This window comes from Mesorhizobium sp. ES1-1, from assembly GCF_020164785.1.
GTDB lineage: Bacteria > Pseudomonadota > Alphaproteobacteria > Rhizobiales > Rhizobiaceae > Mesorhizobium.
In genome coordinates this window covers 1-17020 of sequence record NZ_JAIUGX010000001.1, presented here as the reverse complement: position 1 = coordinate 17020, position 17020 = coordinate 1, and the positions used below count along the sequence as shown (strand labels likewise).

Annotated in this window: 16 protein-coding genes; 8 read left to right on the top strand and 8 right to left on the bottom strand. The window is 63.1% G+C overall.

What is annotated here, in order from left to right; all coding sequences use genetic code 11:
* Positions 1-13: 13 nt before the first annotated feature.
* The 7 genes from LB513_RS00080 to LB513_RS00050 all read right to left on the bottom strand — a co-directional run bounded on the left by LB513_RS00080 (position 14) and on the right by LB513_RS00050 (position 6958).
* On the bottom strand, positions 14-841 hold the full coding sequence (locus tag LB513_RS00080; RefSeq protein WP_224661411.1) for a carbohydrate ABC transporter permease: 828 nt from the start codon (positions 839-841) through the stop codon (positions 14-16).
* Positions 838-1710 (bottom strand): carbohydrate ABC transporter permease, encoded by an 873-nt coding sequence (locus LB513_RS00075; protein ID WP_224661410.1) that lies wholly within the window; start codon positions 1708-1710, stop codon positions 838-840. The genes LB513_RS00080 and LB513_RS00075 overlap by 4 nt, the downstream gene beginning before the upstream one ends.
* A gap of 22 nt (positions 1711-1732) precedes the next feature.
* Positions 1733-3019 carry an ABC transporter substrate-binding protein gene (locus tag LB513_RS00070; RefSeq protein ID WP_224661409.1) on the bottom strand — a complete coding sequence of 429 codons (1287 nt, stop codon included), beginning with the start codon at positions 3017-3019 and terminating at the stop codon, positions 1733-1735.
* 66 nt (positions 3020-3085) lie between these two features.
* Entirely contained in the window at positions 3086-3823 is a 738-nt protein-coding gene (locus tag LB513_RS00065; RefSeq protein ID WP_224661408.1) for an SIS domain-containing protein, read from the bottom strand.
* Positions 3820-4566: a GntR family transcriptional regulator gene (locus tag LB513_RS00060; protein ID WP_224661407.1), complete on the bottom strand. Its 747-nt coding sequence runs from the start codon at positions 4564-4566 to the stop codon at positions 3820-3822. The genes LB513_RS00065 and LB513_RS00060 overlap by 4 nt, the downstream gene beginning before the upstream one ends.
* Positions 4567-4631: 65 nt before the next feature.
* Positions 4632-6125 carry an FGGY-family carbohydrate kinase gene (locus LB513_RS00055; protein WP_224661406.1) on the bottom strand — a complete coding sequence of 498 codons (1494 nt, stop codon included), beginning with the start codon at positions 6123-6125 and terminating at the stop codon, positions 4632-4634.
* A 77-nt stretch (positions 6126-6202) separates the two neighbouring features.
* Positions 6203-6958 carry a GntR family transcriptional regulator gene (locus tag LB513_RS00050; protein WP_224661405.1) on the bottom strand — a complete coding sequence of 252 codons (756 nt, stop codon included), beginning with the start codon at positions 6956-6958 and terminating at the stop codon, positions 6203-6205.
* A gap of 75 nt (positions 6959-7033) precedes the next feature.
* On the opposite strand from LB513_RS00050, the gene LB513_RS00045 reads away from it, so the two are divergent.
* From LB513_RS00045 to LB513_RS00010, 8 genes are all read left to right on the top strand, one after another.
* Complete coding sequence (locus LB513_RS00045) at positions 7034-7861, top strand: arginase family protein (protein ID WP_224661404.1); 828 nt, start codon at positions 7034-7036, stop codon at positions 7859-7861.
* A gap of 184 nt (positions 7862-8045) precedes the next feature.
* Complete coding sequence (locus tag LB513_RS00040; RefSeq protein ID WP_224661403.1) at positions 8046-9104, top strand: ABC transporter ATP-binding protein; 1059 nt, start codon at positions 8046-8048, stop codon at positions 9102-9104.
* Positions 9101-10018 carry an ROK family protein gene (locus tag LB513_RS00035; protein ID WP_224661402.1) on the top strand — a complete coding sequence of 306 codons (918 nt, stop codon included), beginning with the start codon at positions 9101-9103 and terminating at the stop codon, positions 10016-10018. The genes LB513_RS00040 and LB513_RS00035 overlap by 4 nt, the downstream gene beginning before the upstream one ends.
* A 1-nt stretch (position 10019) precedes the next feature.
* On the top strand, positions 10020-11102 hold the full coding sequence (locus LB513_RS00030; RefSeq protein WP_224661401.1) for an SIS domain-containing protein: 1083 nt from the start codon (positions 10020-10022) through the stop codon (positions 11100-11102).
* Between the two features lie 41 nt (positions 11103-11143).
* A complete protein-coding gene (locus LB513_RS00025) occupies positions 11144-12382 on the top strand; it encodes an ABC transporter substrate-binding protein (RefSeq protein ID WP_224661400.1) in 1239 nt (412 codons plus the stop codon).
* Between the two features lie 10 nt (positions 12383-12392).
* On the top strand, positions 12393-13268 hold the full coding sequence (locus LB513_RS00020; protein WP_224661399.1) for a carbohydrate ABC transporter permease: 876 nt from the start codon (positions 12393-12395) through the stop codon (positions 13266-13268).
* A gap of 7 nt (positions 13269-13275) precedes the next feature.
* Positions 13276-14103, top strand: a complete 828-nt coding sequence (locus tag LB513_RS00015) for a carbohydrate ABC transporter permease (protein ID WP_224661398.1) — start codon at positions 13276-13278, stop codon at positions 14101-14103.
* 17 nt (positions 14104-14120) lie between these two features.
* Positions 14121-15413: a class II D-tagatose-bisphosphate aldolase, non-catalytic subunit gene (locus LB513_RS00010; protein ID WP_224661397.1), complete on the top strand. Its 1293-nt coding sequence runs from the start codon at positions 14121-14123 to the stop codon at positions 15411-15413.
* Positions 15414-15518: 105 nt separating this feature from the next.
* On the opposite strand, the gene LB513_RS00005 is transcribed toward LB513_RS00010, so the two are convergent.
* Complete coding sequence (locus tag LB513_RS00005) at positions 15519-16742, bottom strand: ROK family transcriptional regulator (protein WP_224661396.1); 1224 nt, start codon at positions 16740-16742, stop codon at positions 15519-15521.
* Between the last annotated feature and the right edge of the window lie 278 nt (positions 16743-17020).

Below are 17020 nucleotides of genomic sequence, written 5' to 3'. Positions count from 1 at the left end.
GTTTTCCTTTTGCCTATTTCACGGCGCCGTCGGTGAGACCGGAGACGAACCAGCGACCGACGAGAGCGAAGAGGATGACAACCGGGATGATCGCAGCCGTCGCGCCGGCCAGCAGCAGTCCCCAGTCTATCTGGTACTGGCCGATGATGCCGGCAAAGCCGACTGGGATGGTCCGGCGCGCGTCCGACACGATGAGTACCGAGGCGAACAGATACTCCGTCCATGACGAGATGAAGGCGAAGATCGCCACGCTGGCTATGCCCGGCGCAATCAGCGGCATAAGGATCCTGACGAGGATGGTGAGGGTCGGTGCCCCGTCGACGACCGCTGCCTCCTCGATCTCACGGGGTACACTGGACAGGAAGGACCGCATCATCCAGATCGAGAAGGGCAGAGCGAAGGCGACGTTGACGATCACCAGCGCGACCGGACTGTCGATCAATCCGACCTTCGCGAACAGGCCATAGAGCGGGATCAGCACGACCACGCCCGGAAAAGCGTAGGCCAGCAGAATGGTCTTGTAGAGTGCGTTGCGCCCGGGAAACTCCATGCGGAAGAACGCGTAGGCCGCAGGCAGCGCGAGCAGGACGGTAAAAGCCGTCGAAAACAGGGCCACGACCATGCTGTTCAGCAGATAGACCGGGAAGTCCGACGCCTGCAGCAGTTTTTCGAAATGCTGTAGGGTGAAGCTTTGCGGCACCATGGTGGGCACGCGCTGGATGATTTCCTTTGGCAGCTTGATGGACCCGGTCAGCACCCACCAGAACGGCAAGCCGATCACCAGGGCGATGAGCAGGAGACCGCCATAAAGCGACAGAGACTGGCCTAAGGTCCGCCTCATCGATCCGCCTCCGCGGCCGCCATGGCACGCGTGGCGAAGAAGGCGAACCCCATGAGAAGGATCGTGGTGAGAACCGAAATCGTCGCGGCCTGGCTCAGACGATAGCCCTTGAAGGCGGTTTCGTAGATGAGCACCGGCAGGGTCTGGGTCGCCCCGGCCGGGCCGCCGGCGGTAAGCAGCCAAATGACATCGAAGACGTTGAAAGAAAGCAGCGTTCCGACGACGCCAAGCACCATGAGGGTAGGCTGCAGCAATGGCCAGGTGATGCGCTTGAACCGCTGAAACGTACCGGCGCCGTCGACCCTGGCGGCCTCGTAGAGGTCACCGGGAATGCGCGTCAGGCCAGCCAGCATCATCAAGGTGGTGAAGGGAAACCAGCGCCAGGAGTTGATCATGATCAGTGTCGCCATGGCGCTCTCGCGCGTGGCGAAGAATCCGACCGGGCGGTCTATTGCGCCGGCCTGGATCAGGAGCGGGTTGATGATGCCGCCCGACGAGGACAGCAGCCAGCGCCAGATGATGACGACCACGACGGTCGGCACGATCCAGGTGAGGATGATCCAGGTGCGCGCGATGCGCACGCCTGGGAATTTCTGATTGAGGACCAGCGCTGTCGCGAGCGCAAGGATGGTCTGCACCACCGCGTTCGACAGCACCCATACGATGCTGCGGCCGAGCGCCTGCCAGAAGCCGGCGCCACCCAGGATAGTCGCGTAATTGCCTAGGCCGATGAAATGACCCTCGGAACCAATCACGCCGACATCCTGAAAACTCAGGATGGCGGCCTGAACGAGCGGCCATCCGAGAACGGCCAAAAGGAAGATGAGGGCCGGGGAAACGAACGCGATGGCGAGCGTCGTGTTCTTCATGAGCGTTCCTCGGCCCCGACCTTTATTTCTTGGCGACTTCGCTCATGCGGCCCTGGCCGGCCTTGACCGCATCGCCGGCGCTCTGGCCGTCGACGACGATGTGTTGCAAGGTCTCCGCGATGACGTTCTGCGCGGAGATGGCGCCGATCGACGGGAAGACCTTGCCGGTGGTGAAGCCGAACAGCTTTCCAGTGTGCGAGTTCGCAATCATGGTTTCGACCTGCGACTTGTACTTCGTCACGGTCTTGTCGTTCCAGAACGAGTCCGCTTTGGCGCCGTCATCCGTGACCGGCAGGAACAAGCCCGGCTCCATGGTCAGGAAGCGGCCGTAATTGGCGGGCTCGAGCAGCCAGGTGAGAAATACCTTGGCGGCCTTCTGCTTGGCTTCATCCTTGGTCGTCAGCATGATGGCGTTCGAATAGGAAATCGTCGCCGACTCGCTCTGGTCATCGGCGTGCGGCACAGGCGCCACGCCGAGATCGGCCGCATCACCCTCCGCCTGCGTATCATAGGTATTGATGACGCCGAACTGCAGGATCATGCCACAGGTGCTGTTTGCAAAGCAGGCTTCGGCCTCGCCCCAGGTCCAAGTGCCATTGTCGGCCGGGGACAGTTTTGCGAGCTTGCTGTAGAAATCATAGGCTTTGACCGTTTCCGGCTTGTCGAAGGCAATGGAGCCGTCCGCATTGTAGATGTCGGCGGCGCCGCTGTTGACCATGAAGCTGTAGACAGTCTGGTCGGTGTAGAGCTGCTTGTTGGCTGGAAGGCCGATACCCGATTTGCCGTCCGTGCTGAGCTTCTCGGCCGCTGCCTGCCACTGGCTCCAGGTCTTGGGTACTTCGACACCGGCCGCCTTCAACACGCTGTTGCGATACCATAGCGAGATGGCCATGTTGTAGGCCGGCACGGCCCAGACGTGGTCGTCATATTGGTAGGGCGCGAGCGTCGCCTTGACGAATCCGTGCTTGGCGTCGAGGTCCTTGACCAGGTCGTCGACCGGCACCACGGCGTCTATTCCCTTCAGCACGGTCGTGAAGTCGGGAATAGTGAAGAGGAGATCCGGACCATTTCCTGCAGCGAAGGCAGCCGGCGCCTTGGCGTAGATTTCGCCCCAGCTCTGCGGCTCCTGCTTGACCTGGATATCGGGGTGCGCAGCATTGAACTCATCGAGAAGCTCTTTCATGCGCTGCACACGGTGCGGCGGCTGCTCCATGTGCCAAAGCGTCAGGTTTACCGGTTCGGCATAGGCAGTGCCGGCAAGAAGTGTCGCCGCGAAGCCGGCGAGTGTCAGAATTCGTGTCAGGCCCATTGTATGTAGTCTCCCGTTTCCGCCGGGGCTCCCCTTGAGACCCGGAATTCTCGTCGTGTGGACTGGTCAGAGATGCGGATTGCGCGGCCGATAGCGGGCCACCAGCGCTTCGTTGACCTCCTTGGCACCAGGCATATTGGCGCTGAGATAAATGGGGGCGGCCACGCCGGCCGATTGCAGGCGTGCCGCCGCCTCGGCGAACACGGCGTTCATCAGCGCCGCGCCGATCGAGGTTGAAACCGGGCCGACGCGCAACTCGCTGCCGGGAACACTGGTCGTGGCGTCGCCGGGCGGGCCACCATTGTCGAGCACGATGTCGGCGACATCGGCCAGCCTTGTGCGTCCTTGGGCGGCGAGGCTGGAATAGGTTTGCGAGGTGATCGCGATGACGGTCGCGCCCACTGATTTTCCGATCATCGCCGCTTCCACGGTGGCGGCGTTGACGCCGCTGTTCGACACCACGATCAGCACGTCCTTCGGGCCGATCGGATAGCGGGCGAACACAGGCGCCACGATGCCGGACATGCGCTCGAAGACGGTGCCGGCGACCGCACCTTCATGGACCATTGTCACACCCGCTAGGATCGGAACGGTCAATGCCAACCCACCGGCTCGATAATGCGCCTCCTCGGCCATGGTATGGCTGTGACCGGTGCCGAAGACATAGACCAGTCCGTCGGCCTTGGCCGTCCGCTCGATCGCGTCCGCGGCGGCTGCGATGGCGTCGGCATTGTCATTGAGCAGGCGCCCGATGCGGATCGTGAGGTCGGCAAGATAGGCTGCGGCAGTCGGCGTTTTTGTCATGTGCCTTTTCCGAGGGTCAGATGGGCGCGCATCACGAAGCAGTCGCCCCGATAGACTGCCCGCACATATTCCAGCGGCCGTCCAGCACTATCGAGTGTGCGTCGGGTGAGGACGAGCACGGGGCTTTGCAGCGAAATCCCCAAGGACGCGGCACTCGCAGCGTCCGGATGGGCGGACCAGAGCTTCTGCTCGGCCTCGCTTGGAAAAAGCCCGTAGTCCTCGCGCAGAACGCGGTAGAGCGAATCCGTCCTGAAATCAGTCCGCTGGAAAAGTTTCGGCACGAGAGCTGCCGAGATTTCCGTGCGCTCCAGACCGACGGGCTCGGCGTCCGCAAGGCGCACGCGAACGAGGCGATGGACCGGCGCATCCTCTGCAATTCCAAGCGCGACGGCAACCTCCCGGTCCGCGGAGCCCAGCCCGGCGTCGAGCACGATGCTTGACGCCTTGCGCCCGCCACGGTCCATATCTTCGGTAAACCCGCTCAGCGTGCTGAGCTGTTGTTCGATCTGGGCACGCGCGACGAAGGCGCCAAGGCCCGTCCGGGTCTCCACCAGGCCACGCCGCTCCAGCAGCTTCAGGGCTTGGCGGGCGGTCATCCGGCTTGCACCGAGGTCCTCGGCCATCTGCCTTTCCGACGGCAGCCGTTCGCCGACCTTCAGTATGCCGGACGCGATCTGCGTCGCAAGCGCGTTGGCTATGCGTTGATAGAGTGGGGGTTGATCGGCGACGACGCTTGCAGCCATTGTCAGGTATAACCAGGACCTTCTCGTGGTATGTACCACGCAAATCCTGTGTAGTGCGTCCTTGGCTATCTGCGCAAGATGCTGTCGCGCCGCGCCCGATAATTTATGAACGCCCGATCCCAAGCCGGCTTCGTGGTATGATCCGCCTCGTGCCGGCGCTGTATCTGCCGCGTCGAGATCGACGCTTGGCGGACGGAACGGAATCGTCCCACGGCCGTCGCGGCAAGAAGTGCCGCACCCCTTGCCCCGAATTCCGTACCGGCTGGAACCAGGACGGTGGCCCCGAGAGCGTCGGCGATCATCTGTGTCCACATCTGGCTGCGTGCGCCGCCACCCGTCAGAAGGATCGTGCCGGTGGTCCCTTCGAGGTCTTGATACAAGTCACGTAAGGCGAGCGCGACGCCCTCGTAAACAGCGCGGATCATGTGAGGGCGGCGGTGCCGGGGCGCGAGCCCGTGAAAGCCGGCGCGCGCTTCGTGATCGACCACCGGCGCGATGATGCCGCTTTCGCTGAGATAGGGCAGATAGACGACGCCGTCGCAGCCGATCGGCAGCGCTGCGATCATCGCTTCCATCCTGATATAGAGATCAGGTTCCGCAGCGATGTCGGGAAGCAGCGTCCCGATCGCCCAGTCGAGATTGAGCGTGCCGGCAACATTGACCATCGCCCGGAACCAGGCCTCTCCGGGCAAGGTGAAGAGCAGGCCGATGTCCGGCGGTGTGAATACGGGTTGATCGGACACGATGCCAACCATGCAGGTCGTGCCGAGCACAGCCAGCGCCGTGCCGGCTTCGAGCGCGCTGGCGCCGATGACCGTTGCCGGAACATCGCCGGCACCGATCGCCACGGGCGTGCCTTCGGCGAGGCCGGTGATCGCTGCCGATTCTGCAGTGACGAAACCGGCCAATGTCTCGGACTCGGCCGCCGCTGGCAGCTTGTAGGCAAGGTCGGCGATCTCGAACAGATCGAGCATTTCGACGCTGCGGCCACGCAAGCTGGCGTTGCCGGGGGCCACCGCGGCTTCGGTGCGGTCGGCAGCCACCTGCCCGGTGAGCTTCAGGCGCAGGAAGTCTTTGTAGCTGAAAACATGGGCAGCCCTGTCGAGGATATCGGGCTCGTGTTTCCGCAGCCAGGCGAGGAGCGGCAATGTGCAGCCCTGCTGAAGCACGCACCCATTCGATCTGAAGATCCTGCGATAGAAATCCGGTACGGCGGCAGCTCGCTCGTCCAGCAGGTCCTGCGCCCGGCTGTCCTCCCACACGATGCCCGGACGCAAGGCGTTCCCGTCGCCATCGACCAGCCATGCCCCGACCATTGCCGCGGACAGTCCTACCGCCGCAATGTCGGTTGAGGCGATACGGGCATCGTCGAGCGCCGCATGGATCGCCGCGCTGACCGCGCTCCATGCTTCCGCAGGGTCGATCTCCGACCAGCCTGGATGAGGGCGCCGCAGCTGGATACGCCTGACGCCCATGCCGAACTGATTGCCATTGGCATCGAAGACCGCGGCTTTGGTCAGGGACGAGCCGGCGTCGATGCCGAGGAAATAAGGGGTCATGAACTAGTATTATCTCTGATTGCTGTTCAATGCAGCGGCGACAGCTTGGCATTCCCCCGGCCAGCGGGCCCGCCCGCTCAAGTACCGAGACCGAGTTCCGCGACGAAATCATAGGCGTCGCCGCGGAAGATCGATCGGCTAAGTTCGACGACCGTCCCATCGTCCATGCGGGTGACACGGTCGATGTCGAGTGCTGGCGCGCCAGGTGTCAGCTTGAGCAGCCGCGCGGTTTCCTCATCGATATTGACGGCCGAAATGCGCTGCACAGCCCGCGATGGGACATGACCGAGCTCACGCAATGTCTGATAGAGCGAATCTTTGATTTTCGTCAGATCCGGAAGCATCGCTGCCGGGATCAGCGAGGTCTCGAGAGCCATCGGCTCTTGGTCGGCCAGACGCAGGCGACGCATTCTGACGATTCTGGCGCCCTTAGGGATTTCGAGGCGAAGCGCCTCCTCGGCATTGGCGACGGTCAACTCTCGGCCCAGCCAAACAGTACCGGCGACTCGTCCGCGCGACATCATGTCTTCGGAAAACGAATAGAGCCGACTGAGGCTTTGTACGACGCGCTCGGGCGGTCCCGAAACATAGGTGCCGCTGCCATGTCGCTGGACAACGAAACCATCGCGCACCAGTTCAACCATCGCCCTGCGGACGGTGACCCGCGAGATGCCGAGTTCAAGAGCCAGTTCACGTTCAGGGGGCAGGGCCGATCCAGGCTTCAACACGCCCGAGGCTATCGCGCCGGCCAATGAAGCCTGCAGCCGCCGATAGGCCGGCGAACCATCCTCCTTCCCGTCTCGAGCCACATTGAAAATGTCAAGAAATGTCACGCCGGCAGCCCATTCGATAATACCAGCACAATACCAATTTAACCCGCATCCGCAACGGCCGTCGCCGCGCGGTCGATGCACGCAGAGCTGTGCTTGCCAACCCGGAACACGAACGAACCCGCGCCTTCCTGCGCAGGATTCTGGAATCCTTACGGACTGGAACTTCGACATCGGCGAACCGCAGTTCGAGGACGGCAAGCCGAACCTGACGACCTCGGCAACGTTGCCGGAAACGTGCGGGATCCGGAGTGCATTGTGGGTGATGCTGCCGCCGTGCTTGGCCCGCTCGTCAAGGCCGGCGTGGTTCCGATTGTTATCGGTGACATGGACTCAGTGCCTCCAATGCTGGTCGCCCCCTTCGACGGCCATGAGGACATCAACGTCCTGCAGATCGACGCGCATATCGATTTTCGCGATGAGATCAATGGCCGTCGCGATGGGTTTTCCAGCCCGATGCGGCGTGTGCGCGACTATGCGTGTGTGCACCATCTGGTGCAGGTCGGCGCGCGCTCCATCGGCAGTGCCCGAAGGCAGGAAGTCGAGGCCGCGCTCAAGGCAGGCAACCGGATCGTCACGGCCTGGGACGTTCATGAGAATGGAGCAAAATCGATCGCTCACTCGCTCGACCTTTCCCGCCGTTGGGTCGTCTCGCTTGATTGCGACGGGATGGACCCGTCCGTGGCACCAGGTGTCGGTGCGATAGAGCCTGGTGGATTGACATTCATGCAGACCGCGATCCTGTCGCTCGGCATCTACTCCCTGATCACATCGATGCAATATTCGGGCGGCAACTGGCCGGGCCTGTTCGCCGGCGTTACCATCGTCATGGTGCCGACGGTCGCCCTCTACATCTTCCTGTCGGAGCGCATGATCAGCGGCATAACGATGGGCGGCGTCAAGTAGCACGTCCGCCACCGCATCGGCGGCTGTTACCGCGCCACGCGGACCGGCGTGGCGGCATCGCGTCAGGCCATTCCGGATCGATCATCCAAATTCGCAGAGACGCGGGTCAGCTTTCGTGTTGACAGCCACCTAAAAATTCCATTGAATGGAATTAATTGAGCCACTGGCCTTCTGGAAGCATCTCTTGAGCTATGTGAGCGTCACCGACCTACACAAGAAATTCGGCACCGCCGAAATTCTGAAAGGCATTTCCTTCGGCGTCGAACGAGGCAGTTTCGTCAGCCTGGTGGGGCCGTCGGGTTGCGGAAAGTCGACCCTCCTCCGGCTGATCGCCGGTCTCGACCCCCTGACGTCGGGAACGATCGAAATCGACGGGCGGCAGATGAACGGCGTATCCGCCCGGCATCGCGACATTGCCTTCGTGTTCCAGAGCTATGCGCTCTATCCGCATATGACGGTGCGCGAAAATCTCGGCTTTTCGCTGCTGATGCGCCAGACGCCCGCGGCCGAGGCGCAGGATCGCATCCGTGCCGCCGCTGCATCGCTGGGCATCGAGGAGCTTCTCGACCGCTATCCCAAACAACTTTCGGGAGGACAGAGGCAGCGTGTGGCAATGGGCCGGGCGATCGTGCGCAGTCCGAAAGTGTTTCTGTTCGACGAGCCGCTGTCCAATCTCGATGCCGAGCTCAGGGTGCGGATGCGCGCCGAAATCCGCGAATTGCATAACCGCCTTGGCGCCACCACCATCTACGTTACGCACGACCAGGTCGAGGCCATGACCATGTCTGACCGGATCGTCGTTCTGCGCAGCGGCGATATCGAGCAGATCGGAGCTCCTCTCGATCTCTACGACAGGCCAGCCAACGCCTTCGTCGCAGGCTTCATCGGCTCGCCGGCGATGAACATCTTCCCGGTAAAGGTCGCGGCCGGAGGAAGCGTCTGTCTCGAGGACGGGACCGTTCTCGGCATCGGCACCGCGCAGGCCGCCGGGACCGAGATCATCTGCGGCATCAGGCCCGAACATATCCGGCTCGGTGAAACGGGCGTCCCGGCCACCGTGCGCTTCATCGAGGTCCAGGGATCGGAAACGCTGGTCGCGACACAGCTCGGGCAGATCGAGCTGACCATCGTCGTCCAGCAGCGCCTCCCGCTCGCCCGGGGCGACCACATCCGCATCGCCTTCGATGCGGCCAATGTCCATTTCTTCGATCCGCGCGACAGGAAGCGGATGAGCGTCCAATGACCATGCAAGCACGCAATTCTTCCGAACCGATAACCTCGGCTTCCACCGGGCCCCTGCTGGGCATCGATGTCGGCGGCACCAAGATCCTCGGGGGGCTCGTCTCTCGGGATGGCGAGATCCTGTTCGAGCACAAGGTCGCCACCAACCGGCTCAGCCTGCTCGAGGATATCGTCTCCGTCGCCAAGGTCATCCTGGCGCAGGCCGGCGAGACGGCGGCCAGTATCGGCGTCGGCACAACCGGTTTCGTCGACCGTTCTAGCGGCATGCTGGTCAGGTCCCTGAACATGGGGATCACCAACATTCCGATCGGCACGGAAGTCGCGGCGGCGACCGGACTGAAGGTTTTCGTCGACAATGACGTGCACGCCGCCGCCGTCGGCGAAATCTATTTCGGGGTTGGCCGCCTGCACCGTGACTTCCTGCTCTACAATGCCGGCACCGGCCTTGCCACGGGCATGGTTTTCAACGGCCGGCTGCATCGCGGCGCCAGCAATGCCGCCGGCGAAAACGGCCATATCAGCTCCGACCAGAGCGGCTCGACGATCTGTTATTGCGGACAAAGCGGCTGCACCGAAAAACTGCTGCTCGAAGCGCGCGCCGGGGACGACACGGTGCCGGCCTATCTGCCGCGCATCGAACCGCCGGCAATGAGGGAATACGGCTACCTCGCGCTCGGCTTGACCCAGCTCGTCAACCTCATGAACCCGGCTGCGATCGTGCTCGCCGGCGGCATGTTCACCGGCGATCCCGCCGCGACCGATTGGGTCCGTCGCGCCGTCCATGCGCATGCGCTGCCGACGGCGATCGGCGGCCTGAAGGAAATAGGCTTGTCCCGCACCGCTCCGTTCACCGGCCTGGTCGGCGCGGCGGCGCTCACCATCGAAGCCGAACTGACCGGCAATACCGAGGTTTGAGATGTCGACATTGATGATGCAGTCCATTCTCGAGCAGCCGGCGGCGATCGGCCGCCTGCTCGACCACGGCCTGAAGGCCGATGCCTTCGTAGCCGCCCTCGGCCAGCGCGGAATCCGCAAGGTCTGGATCGTCGGTTCGGGCACGTCGCTCTACGCGGCGATGATCGCCGCCCGCTCGTGGGAACAGGAGCTGGTGATCGATTGCGAGGCCGTGAGTTCGCTGGAATTCCTCGATGAGACGGAGGCCGGGGGGCTCGGCCCGGACGTCCTGGTGATCGCTATCTCGCAGAGCGGCGCGTCGCTGATCCTGCTCGAAGGAATCCGGCGCGCCAACGCCAGCGGCGCGCTGACGGCGGTCGTCACCGCCTATCCCGAAGCCCCCATCTCCCTTGAGGCCGGCTTCGTCATCGAGACCCATACCGGGTCCGAAATCAACATGGGCAAGACGAAGGGCTTCACCACCACGGCCTTCGCCGCGGTGTTGCTCGGACGCGCTTTGGCGCTGGCCGGCAATCCCGACGGCGACGCCGTGCTGCGCGGGCGCTACGCCGGACTGCCGGAGGCGTTCTCCGCGGCGATTGCCGGCAGCCAGGCTGCAGCCGCCGGTTGGGTGGAAAAGTTCCGCGACGCCGATGCCCTGTTCGTCGTTGGCGCCGGCAGCCAGGTGCCGACCGCGCTGGAAGGCGCCTTGAAGGTGCTGGAAGTGGCCAAGATGCCGGTTGTTCCGAAGGAACTCGAGGAGATGATGCACGGTCCCTTCAATGGAGTGGGGCCGGCCACCGGCATCGTGCTGGTCGCCGACGAGATCAGCCAGGGCCAGCGGCTCACCGCGTTCCTCGATGGCGTGAAACTGATCGGCACCGCAGCGGCGACGATCGCGGCCAGCGACGCCGTGGCGACAAACCACGGCCCATTCGATCTCGTTCTGCCCGAATGCGAGGACGCGGCCGTGCGGGCGATCCTCGGCGTGGTGCCGTTCCAGCTCCTCGCCCACGATCTTGCCGCCGCGCGAGGCGTGCCGATCGACACTGCGCGCTATCCGCAACTCTACCCGGTCTTCATTTCCAAGAGCATCCACAAGTGAGCTTCAGAGGAACGCTCACCAACACCAGCAAGGAGGGTAACATGAAAAGAATAAGCAGACTTTCGCTTCTGGGCATTTCCGCATTGGCCATGAGCATCGCGGCCATGCCGGCTTTCGCCAAGACCCAGCTCCATGTGATCGTGGCGCATTTCAGCGACCACACGCTCACGACATTTCAGAACGCGGCCAAGCGTTTTGAGGCAGCCCATCCGGATGTCGAGATCAACATCGAGGATGTCAGCTGGGACAATCTGCAGCAGCGGCTGGCGACCGACATCGCCGGCGGCACCGCGCCCGACATTTCGGTCATCGCCACGCGCTGGGTGCTGGACTACGTCCAGAACGATATCGCCGAACCCCTCGACGCCTATATCAAGCCGGAGTTCCGCAGCCGCTTCTACGAGAATCTGCTGAAGCCGGGCACTGTCGACGGCAAGACCTATCTCCTGCCGATCCTGGCCTCGACGCGCGCCCTCTATTACAACAAGGACCTCTACGCAAAGGCGGGCGTCACCGACATTCCCAAGACCTGGGATGAATTGAAGGCTGTCTCCGAGAAGGTCAAGGCCAAGGGCGACGGCGCCTATGGCTTCGGCATCCAGGGCAAGGAAATCGAAACCGACACATACTGGTACTACCCCTTCTGGTCCTATGGCGGCGACATCGTCAAGGACGGCAAGTCGGGCATCGCCGGCGAGGCGGGCGTCCAGGCGGCAAATCTCTACAAGTCGTTCATCGACGGGGGGCTGAGCCAGCCGAGCCCGACAGGTTCCAACCGCCAGGACATCGAAACCCTGTTCAAGCAGGGACGGCTCGGCGCGCTTGTGACCGGTCCGTGGCTGCGCGGCCAGATCGCCTCCGAGGCGCCGAAGCTGAACTACGGCATCGCGCCGATGCCGAGCGCCACCAAGCAGCTGACTTGGGGCGGTACCGACAGCATGATGTTGTTCAAGTCGAGCCCCAACAAGGAGCTCGCCTGGCAGTTCATCCAGGACGGCATCTTCTCGACGGAGACGCGTCTCGAGTTCACCCTGAGCGAGGGATTCCTGCCCGTGCTGAAAGAAGAGATGAACGATTCCAGGCTGGCAAATGATGCATCGCTGAAGGCTTTCGCCGACATGCTGCCCATCGCCCAGTTTGCGCCGCTCATGCCGCAGTGGGAACAAGTCGTTGCTGCGACCACGGCCGCACTGCAGCAGATCTATTTGGGCCAGCAGGATGCGAAAACGGCGCTCGGCGCCGCTGCGACCCAGATCGATGGGCTGATCGCACCTCAATGAGGCGGATCTGATGTCGCGTCCCCACCTGCTCCTGCCGTTTGCCATGCTGTTGCCGAGCCTGGCGCTCGTCATCTGGATCATGGGCTATCCGGTGACCGACCTGATGCGCATGTCCGTGCATGCCGTCAACCGGTTCGGGCAGGCGGGGAACTTCGTCGGCGCGCTGAATTTCAGCAAGCTTTTCGCCGACCCGCTGTTCTGGGCAAGTTTCAGGCGCACCGTCATCTGGACGGTGTGCGTCACCAGCGGCACCATCCTGATCTCGATTCCGGTCGCCCTGGTCCTGAGCCAGGATTTTGCCGGGCGCAGCGTCGCCCGGTTGATCGTGCTGCTTCCCTGGGCGGTATCGGCCACGATGACCGGCATCGTCTGGCGCTGGACGCTGAACGGCCAGTTCGGCATGCTCAATGCCCTGCTGCTGCAGTTCGGCCTGACCGATCAGCCGATCGAATTCCTGGCGACCGGGGAGGTCGCGTTTCCCGTCGCCATCCTCATCGGCATACTGGCCGCCGTCCCGCTCACCGTCATCATCTTCCTCGGCGCGTTTTCGTCATTGCCGGGCGATGTCTTCGACGCCGCGCGGATCGACGGGGCGGGACCCCTGAACACGTTCCGCTACATGACGCTGCCGCTGATACGGCCGTTCGTCAACATCGCCATCGTGCTGAACGTGATCTATGCCTTCAACAGCTTTGCCATCATCTGGATCCTGACCCAGGGCGGCCCCGCCAACAGCACGGATATCCTCGTCACCTATCTGTACAAGGTGGCGTTTCAATACGGCAAGATGGCCGAGGCATCGGCCATGTCGCTGATGATGTTCGCGTTCCTGCTCGTGTTCTGCATCCTGTACGCCCGCTTCGCCATGCGCGAACGGGCTTTGTGAGGCGATCATGAGCTATGCGCGCAAGAGCTTCCTGTTCTGGCTGCTGCTGTCCCCGCTGCTGATCGTGATACTGCTTCCTTACGCGGTGATGCTGTCCACCGCGTTGAAGCCGGCAACCGAGGTCTTCACCTTCCCGCCGCGCTGGCTGCCCGAGACCATCGACCTGTCCAACTTTACCATCATCTGGACGAAGATCGATTTCGGACGCGCGCTGCTCAACAGCCTCTATGTCAGTGTCGGCGCGACGATCCTCACCCTGCTGCTGGCGATCCCTGCCGCCTATGCGATGGCGCGCTATACGTTGCCGGCGAGGGGGGCGCTGCGCCTGTTCCTGCTGCTGACGCAGATGATATCGCCCGTCGTGCTGATCATCGGCATCTTCCGGATGATGTCGGCTCAGGGGCTGATCAACGATCACCGCTCCCTGATCCTCGCCTATTCCGGCTTCAGCGTCGCCTTTGCCGTCTGGATGCTGCAGTCCTATTTCGAGACCATACCGCGCGAGATCGAGGAGGCCGCCCATATCGATGGAGCAAGCTGGTTCGCCAGCCTGAGGCACATCTTCCTGCCGCTGGCCATGCCGGCGATCGGCGTCACCGCCATCTTCACCTTCATCGCCGCATGGACGGACTTCATCCTGGCCTTCACCCTGCTGCGAACGCCCGACAAGCTGACCGCCACGATGAAGCTGTTCTACCTGGTCAGCGGCACATACCATGTCGACTGGAACGAGGTGATGGCTGCGACGCTCGTCACAACGGTGCCCATTGCGGCCATCTTTATCCTGCTGCAGAAGCAGATCGTCGGCGGTCTAGCCCTCGGCGCGGTCAAATAGCTCACTGGACCCTTTGCATGAATACTTCATCTCCCGCCCGCCCCGCACTCGAACGCCTCATTGGCGGACCGGACGGCACGAACCGTCTCGCCATCACGGCGGTATGCACAGCGCATCCCGAGGTACTGCGCATCGCGCTCGAGGACGCCGCGGCGCATGACGAGCCGATCCTCATCGAGGCGACCTGCAACCAGGTCAACCAGGAGGGCGGCTATACCGGCCTGACGCCGCAGGCATTTTACGACCAGGTCACGGCGATGGCGGAGGCAGCCGGGCTCAAGCCCGGGCGCCTCATCCTCGGCGGCGATCATCTCGGTCCAAATCCCTGGAAGAACCTGCCCGCCGACGAAGCGATGGCCAAGGCGGAAACCATGATCGCCGCCTATGTCCGCGCCGGTTTCAGGAAGCTGCACCTGGACACCAGCATGGGATGCGCCGGTGAACCTGTGGCGCTGGAAGACGAGGTCGTTGCCGATCGCGCGGCGCGGCTGGCCAAGGTCGCCGAAGCGATTTCGGCCTCTCAAGGAGGGGTGGCTCCGGTCTATATCGTCGGAACAGAGGTGCCGCCACCGGGCGGCGCGTTCGACAGTCTGGACCATCTTGCGGTGACCGAGCCGGGGGCCGCGAAGCGGACGATCTCGGTTCACCGGGCGGCCTTCGCCCGGCACGGGCTGGAACAGGCGTTCGAACGGGTGGTCGGGTTGGTCGTTCAGCCCGGCGTCGAATTCGGCGATGACGGGATCGCGATCTATCAGCCGGAGAAGGCGATACGCCTGAAGGAGGCACTACGCGAACTGCCTGGCATCGCGTTCGAAGCGCACTCGACCGATTATCAGCCGGCAGAGCTGCTGCGGTCCTTGGCGGCGGACGGCTTCGCAATTCTGAAGGTCGGTCCCGCGCTGACATTCGCCTGGCGCGAGGCGCTCTATGGGCTGGACCACATCAACGGGGTGCTCACCGGCGAACCCGTGTCGCTGGCGCCGGCGATGGAAGCGCTGATGCAGGAAGAACCCAAATATTGGGCGCCATATTACCGGGGTTCGGCCGATCACATGCGCGTACAGCGCCATTTCAGCTACAGCGACCGCATCCGCTATTACTGGCCCCTGCCGCCAGCGCAAAAGGCCGTCGATGACCTCCTTGGCAGGCTGGGGGACCGGCCCATACCGCAAACGCTGATTAGCCAGCACCTTGCCGTGCGCTATCACGACGCGGTTGCGTCAGCCTCGCCACAGACGGCGCGCACCCTGCTGGCCGCTGCGGTCCGGTCCGTTCTGAGCACCTATCGCGGGGCCAGTTCGGCCGACTAGCGGCGTCATCCTTTCAGGCGGGGCGAGAGGCCGTCTCGACCTGCTTCGGCGGCATCTTTCCCTGAACGATGGGTTCACCTTTCACGAAGGCAAACTGCTCCCAGATCAAGCCGCGGCCGGGTTCGGCGCCGAGACGGCGTTCTTCTTGAAGAGGAGCGAGAAATCCGCGCTGGTTGCATCGAAGAGCGCCAGCGAAGCGGCGCCCATGGCGGGGATCGCAGGGCCCAGGCTGGACTTGACGATGCGCCTGGCATCCCCCGTGCGCCGGCTCGATACGGTGCGGGGCAGGGGCACGATCCGCTCCACGATCGCATCGAGAACCGGCTCGGGAATGATACCGCCTAGCAGGACGGTCTGCGGATCGAAAATATTCTCCAGGTTGACGATTGCCGTCCGCAGATGCACGGCGGCAGCCTCGGTCCAGCGCAGCAGGCCGGGGTCAAGTCGAGCGAGCGCATCAACCAGCTGATCCTGGGCATTGAGACCGTTCGATGTGCATTCGATGGCCGCCAGCGCCGAACCCATTGAGGCATATTGCTCCAGGCATCCTCGGTTGCCGCATGGGCACAGCCGTCCGCCCGCCTCGACGATCATGTGGCCTAACTCGCCAGCGCGGCCCTGGCTGCCTCGGAACGGTTGCCCGGCGTTCATGATGCTGCCGCCCACGCCGACGCCGAAATAGATGTAGACGAAGTCCCTGTATTTGCGTCCTTCGCCGTAGAATGCTTCGCCGACCGCGGCGGCGCGCGCGTCGTTGTCGGTGAAGATCGGCATTCCGAGCGTCGATTCGAGTTGGCTCTCCAGGGGAAAGCCGTGCCACCCGGACGTGATCTCGTCGGGTGCCAGGCCGATGAAGCTGCCATGGGTCGTGAGGCCGCTCATCGCTATCCCTGTGCCCAGCACGCGCTTGTCCGGTATCGGTGTGCGCCGCCGCATCGTGGCGATCGCCGACGCCATTTTCGGCAACACATAGCCCGGCGAAGTCTCCTCTAGCCGGTCCTCGATCTCGTCCAACCTGTTGCCGGCAATATCGACCAGCACCGCGAACAGCCGGTGATTGTCGATGGAAATCCCGAAAGCATAGCCGCCGGTTGGATTGAGGCGTAGGTCCGTCGGAGGCTGGCCTCGGCCGTTGATATTCCGGCGCTCGGCGACGAGCAGTCCGGCTTCGGTCAGCGTCGCAGATATGTTCGAGATCGTCTGCGGCGCCAGCCCGGTCAGCCGGGTCAGGTCGGCGCGCGAAAGCGCGCCATGGACCCTGATGGCTTCCAGCAACAGACGGCGGTTATAGGCTTGGCCCTGGTCGAGATTTGTGCCGGCAAATATCATTTTGGTGCAGCGACGGTTCTTTCATTCGCTGGGATACAGGCTTCGATCGGCAATGTCCAAGCAAGGTTGGCATCGCTAGGGTTGCTAATTTGGATCCCGCCGGGACGTTGTCAGAACGCTCTCCCGTTCCCGGCCATTCGGCAAGCCCGCTTAACCGCGGGCTTTCTGGCTCTAAGGTCCTTTCGTGCGTTGGGGCACTTGCTAGAGCGTTTCCTGTTTTGGGAGAATCGTAGGATTCCCATCGAGGCTTGTTTGTGATTCAAGATGCTGGCTGGATT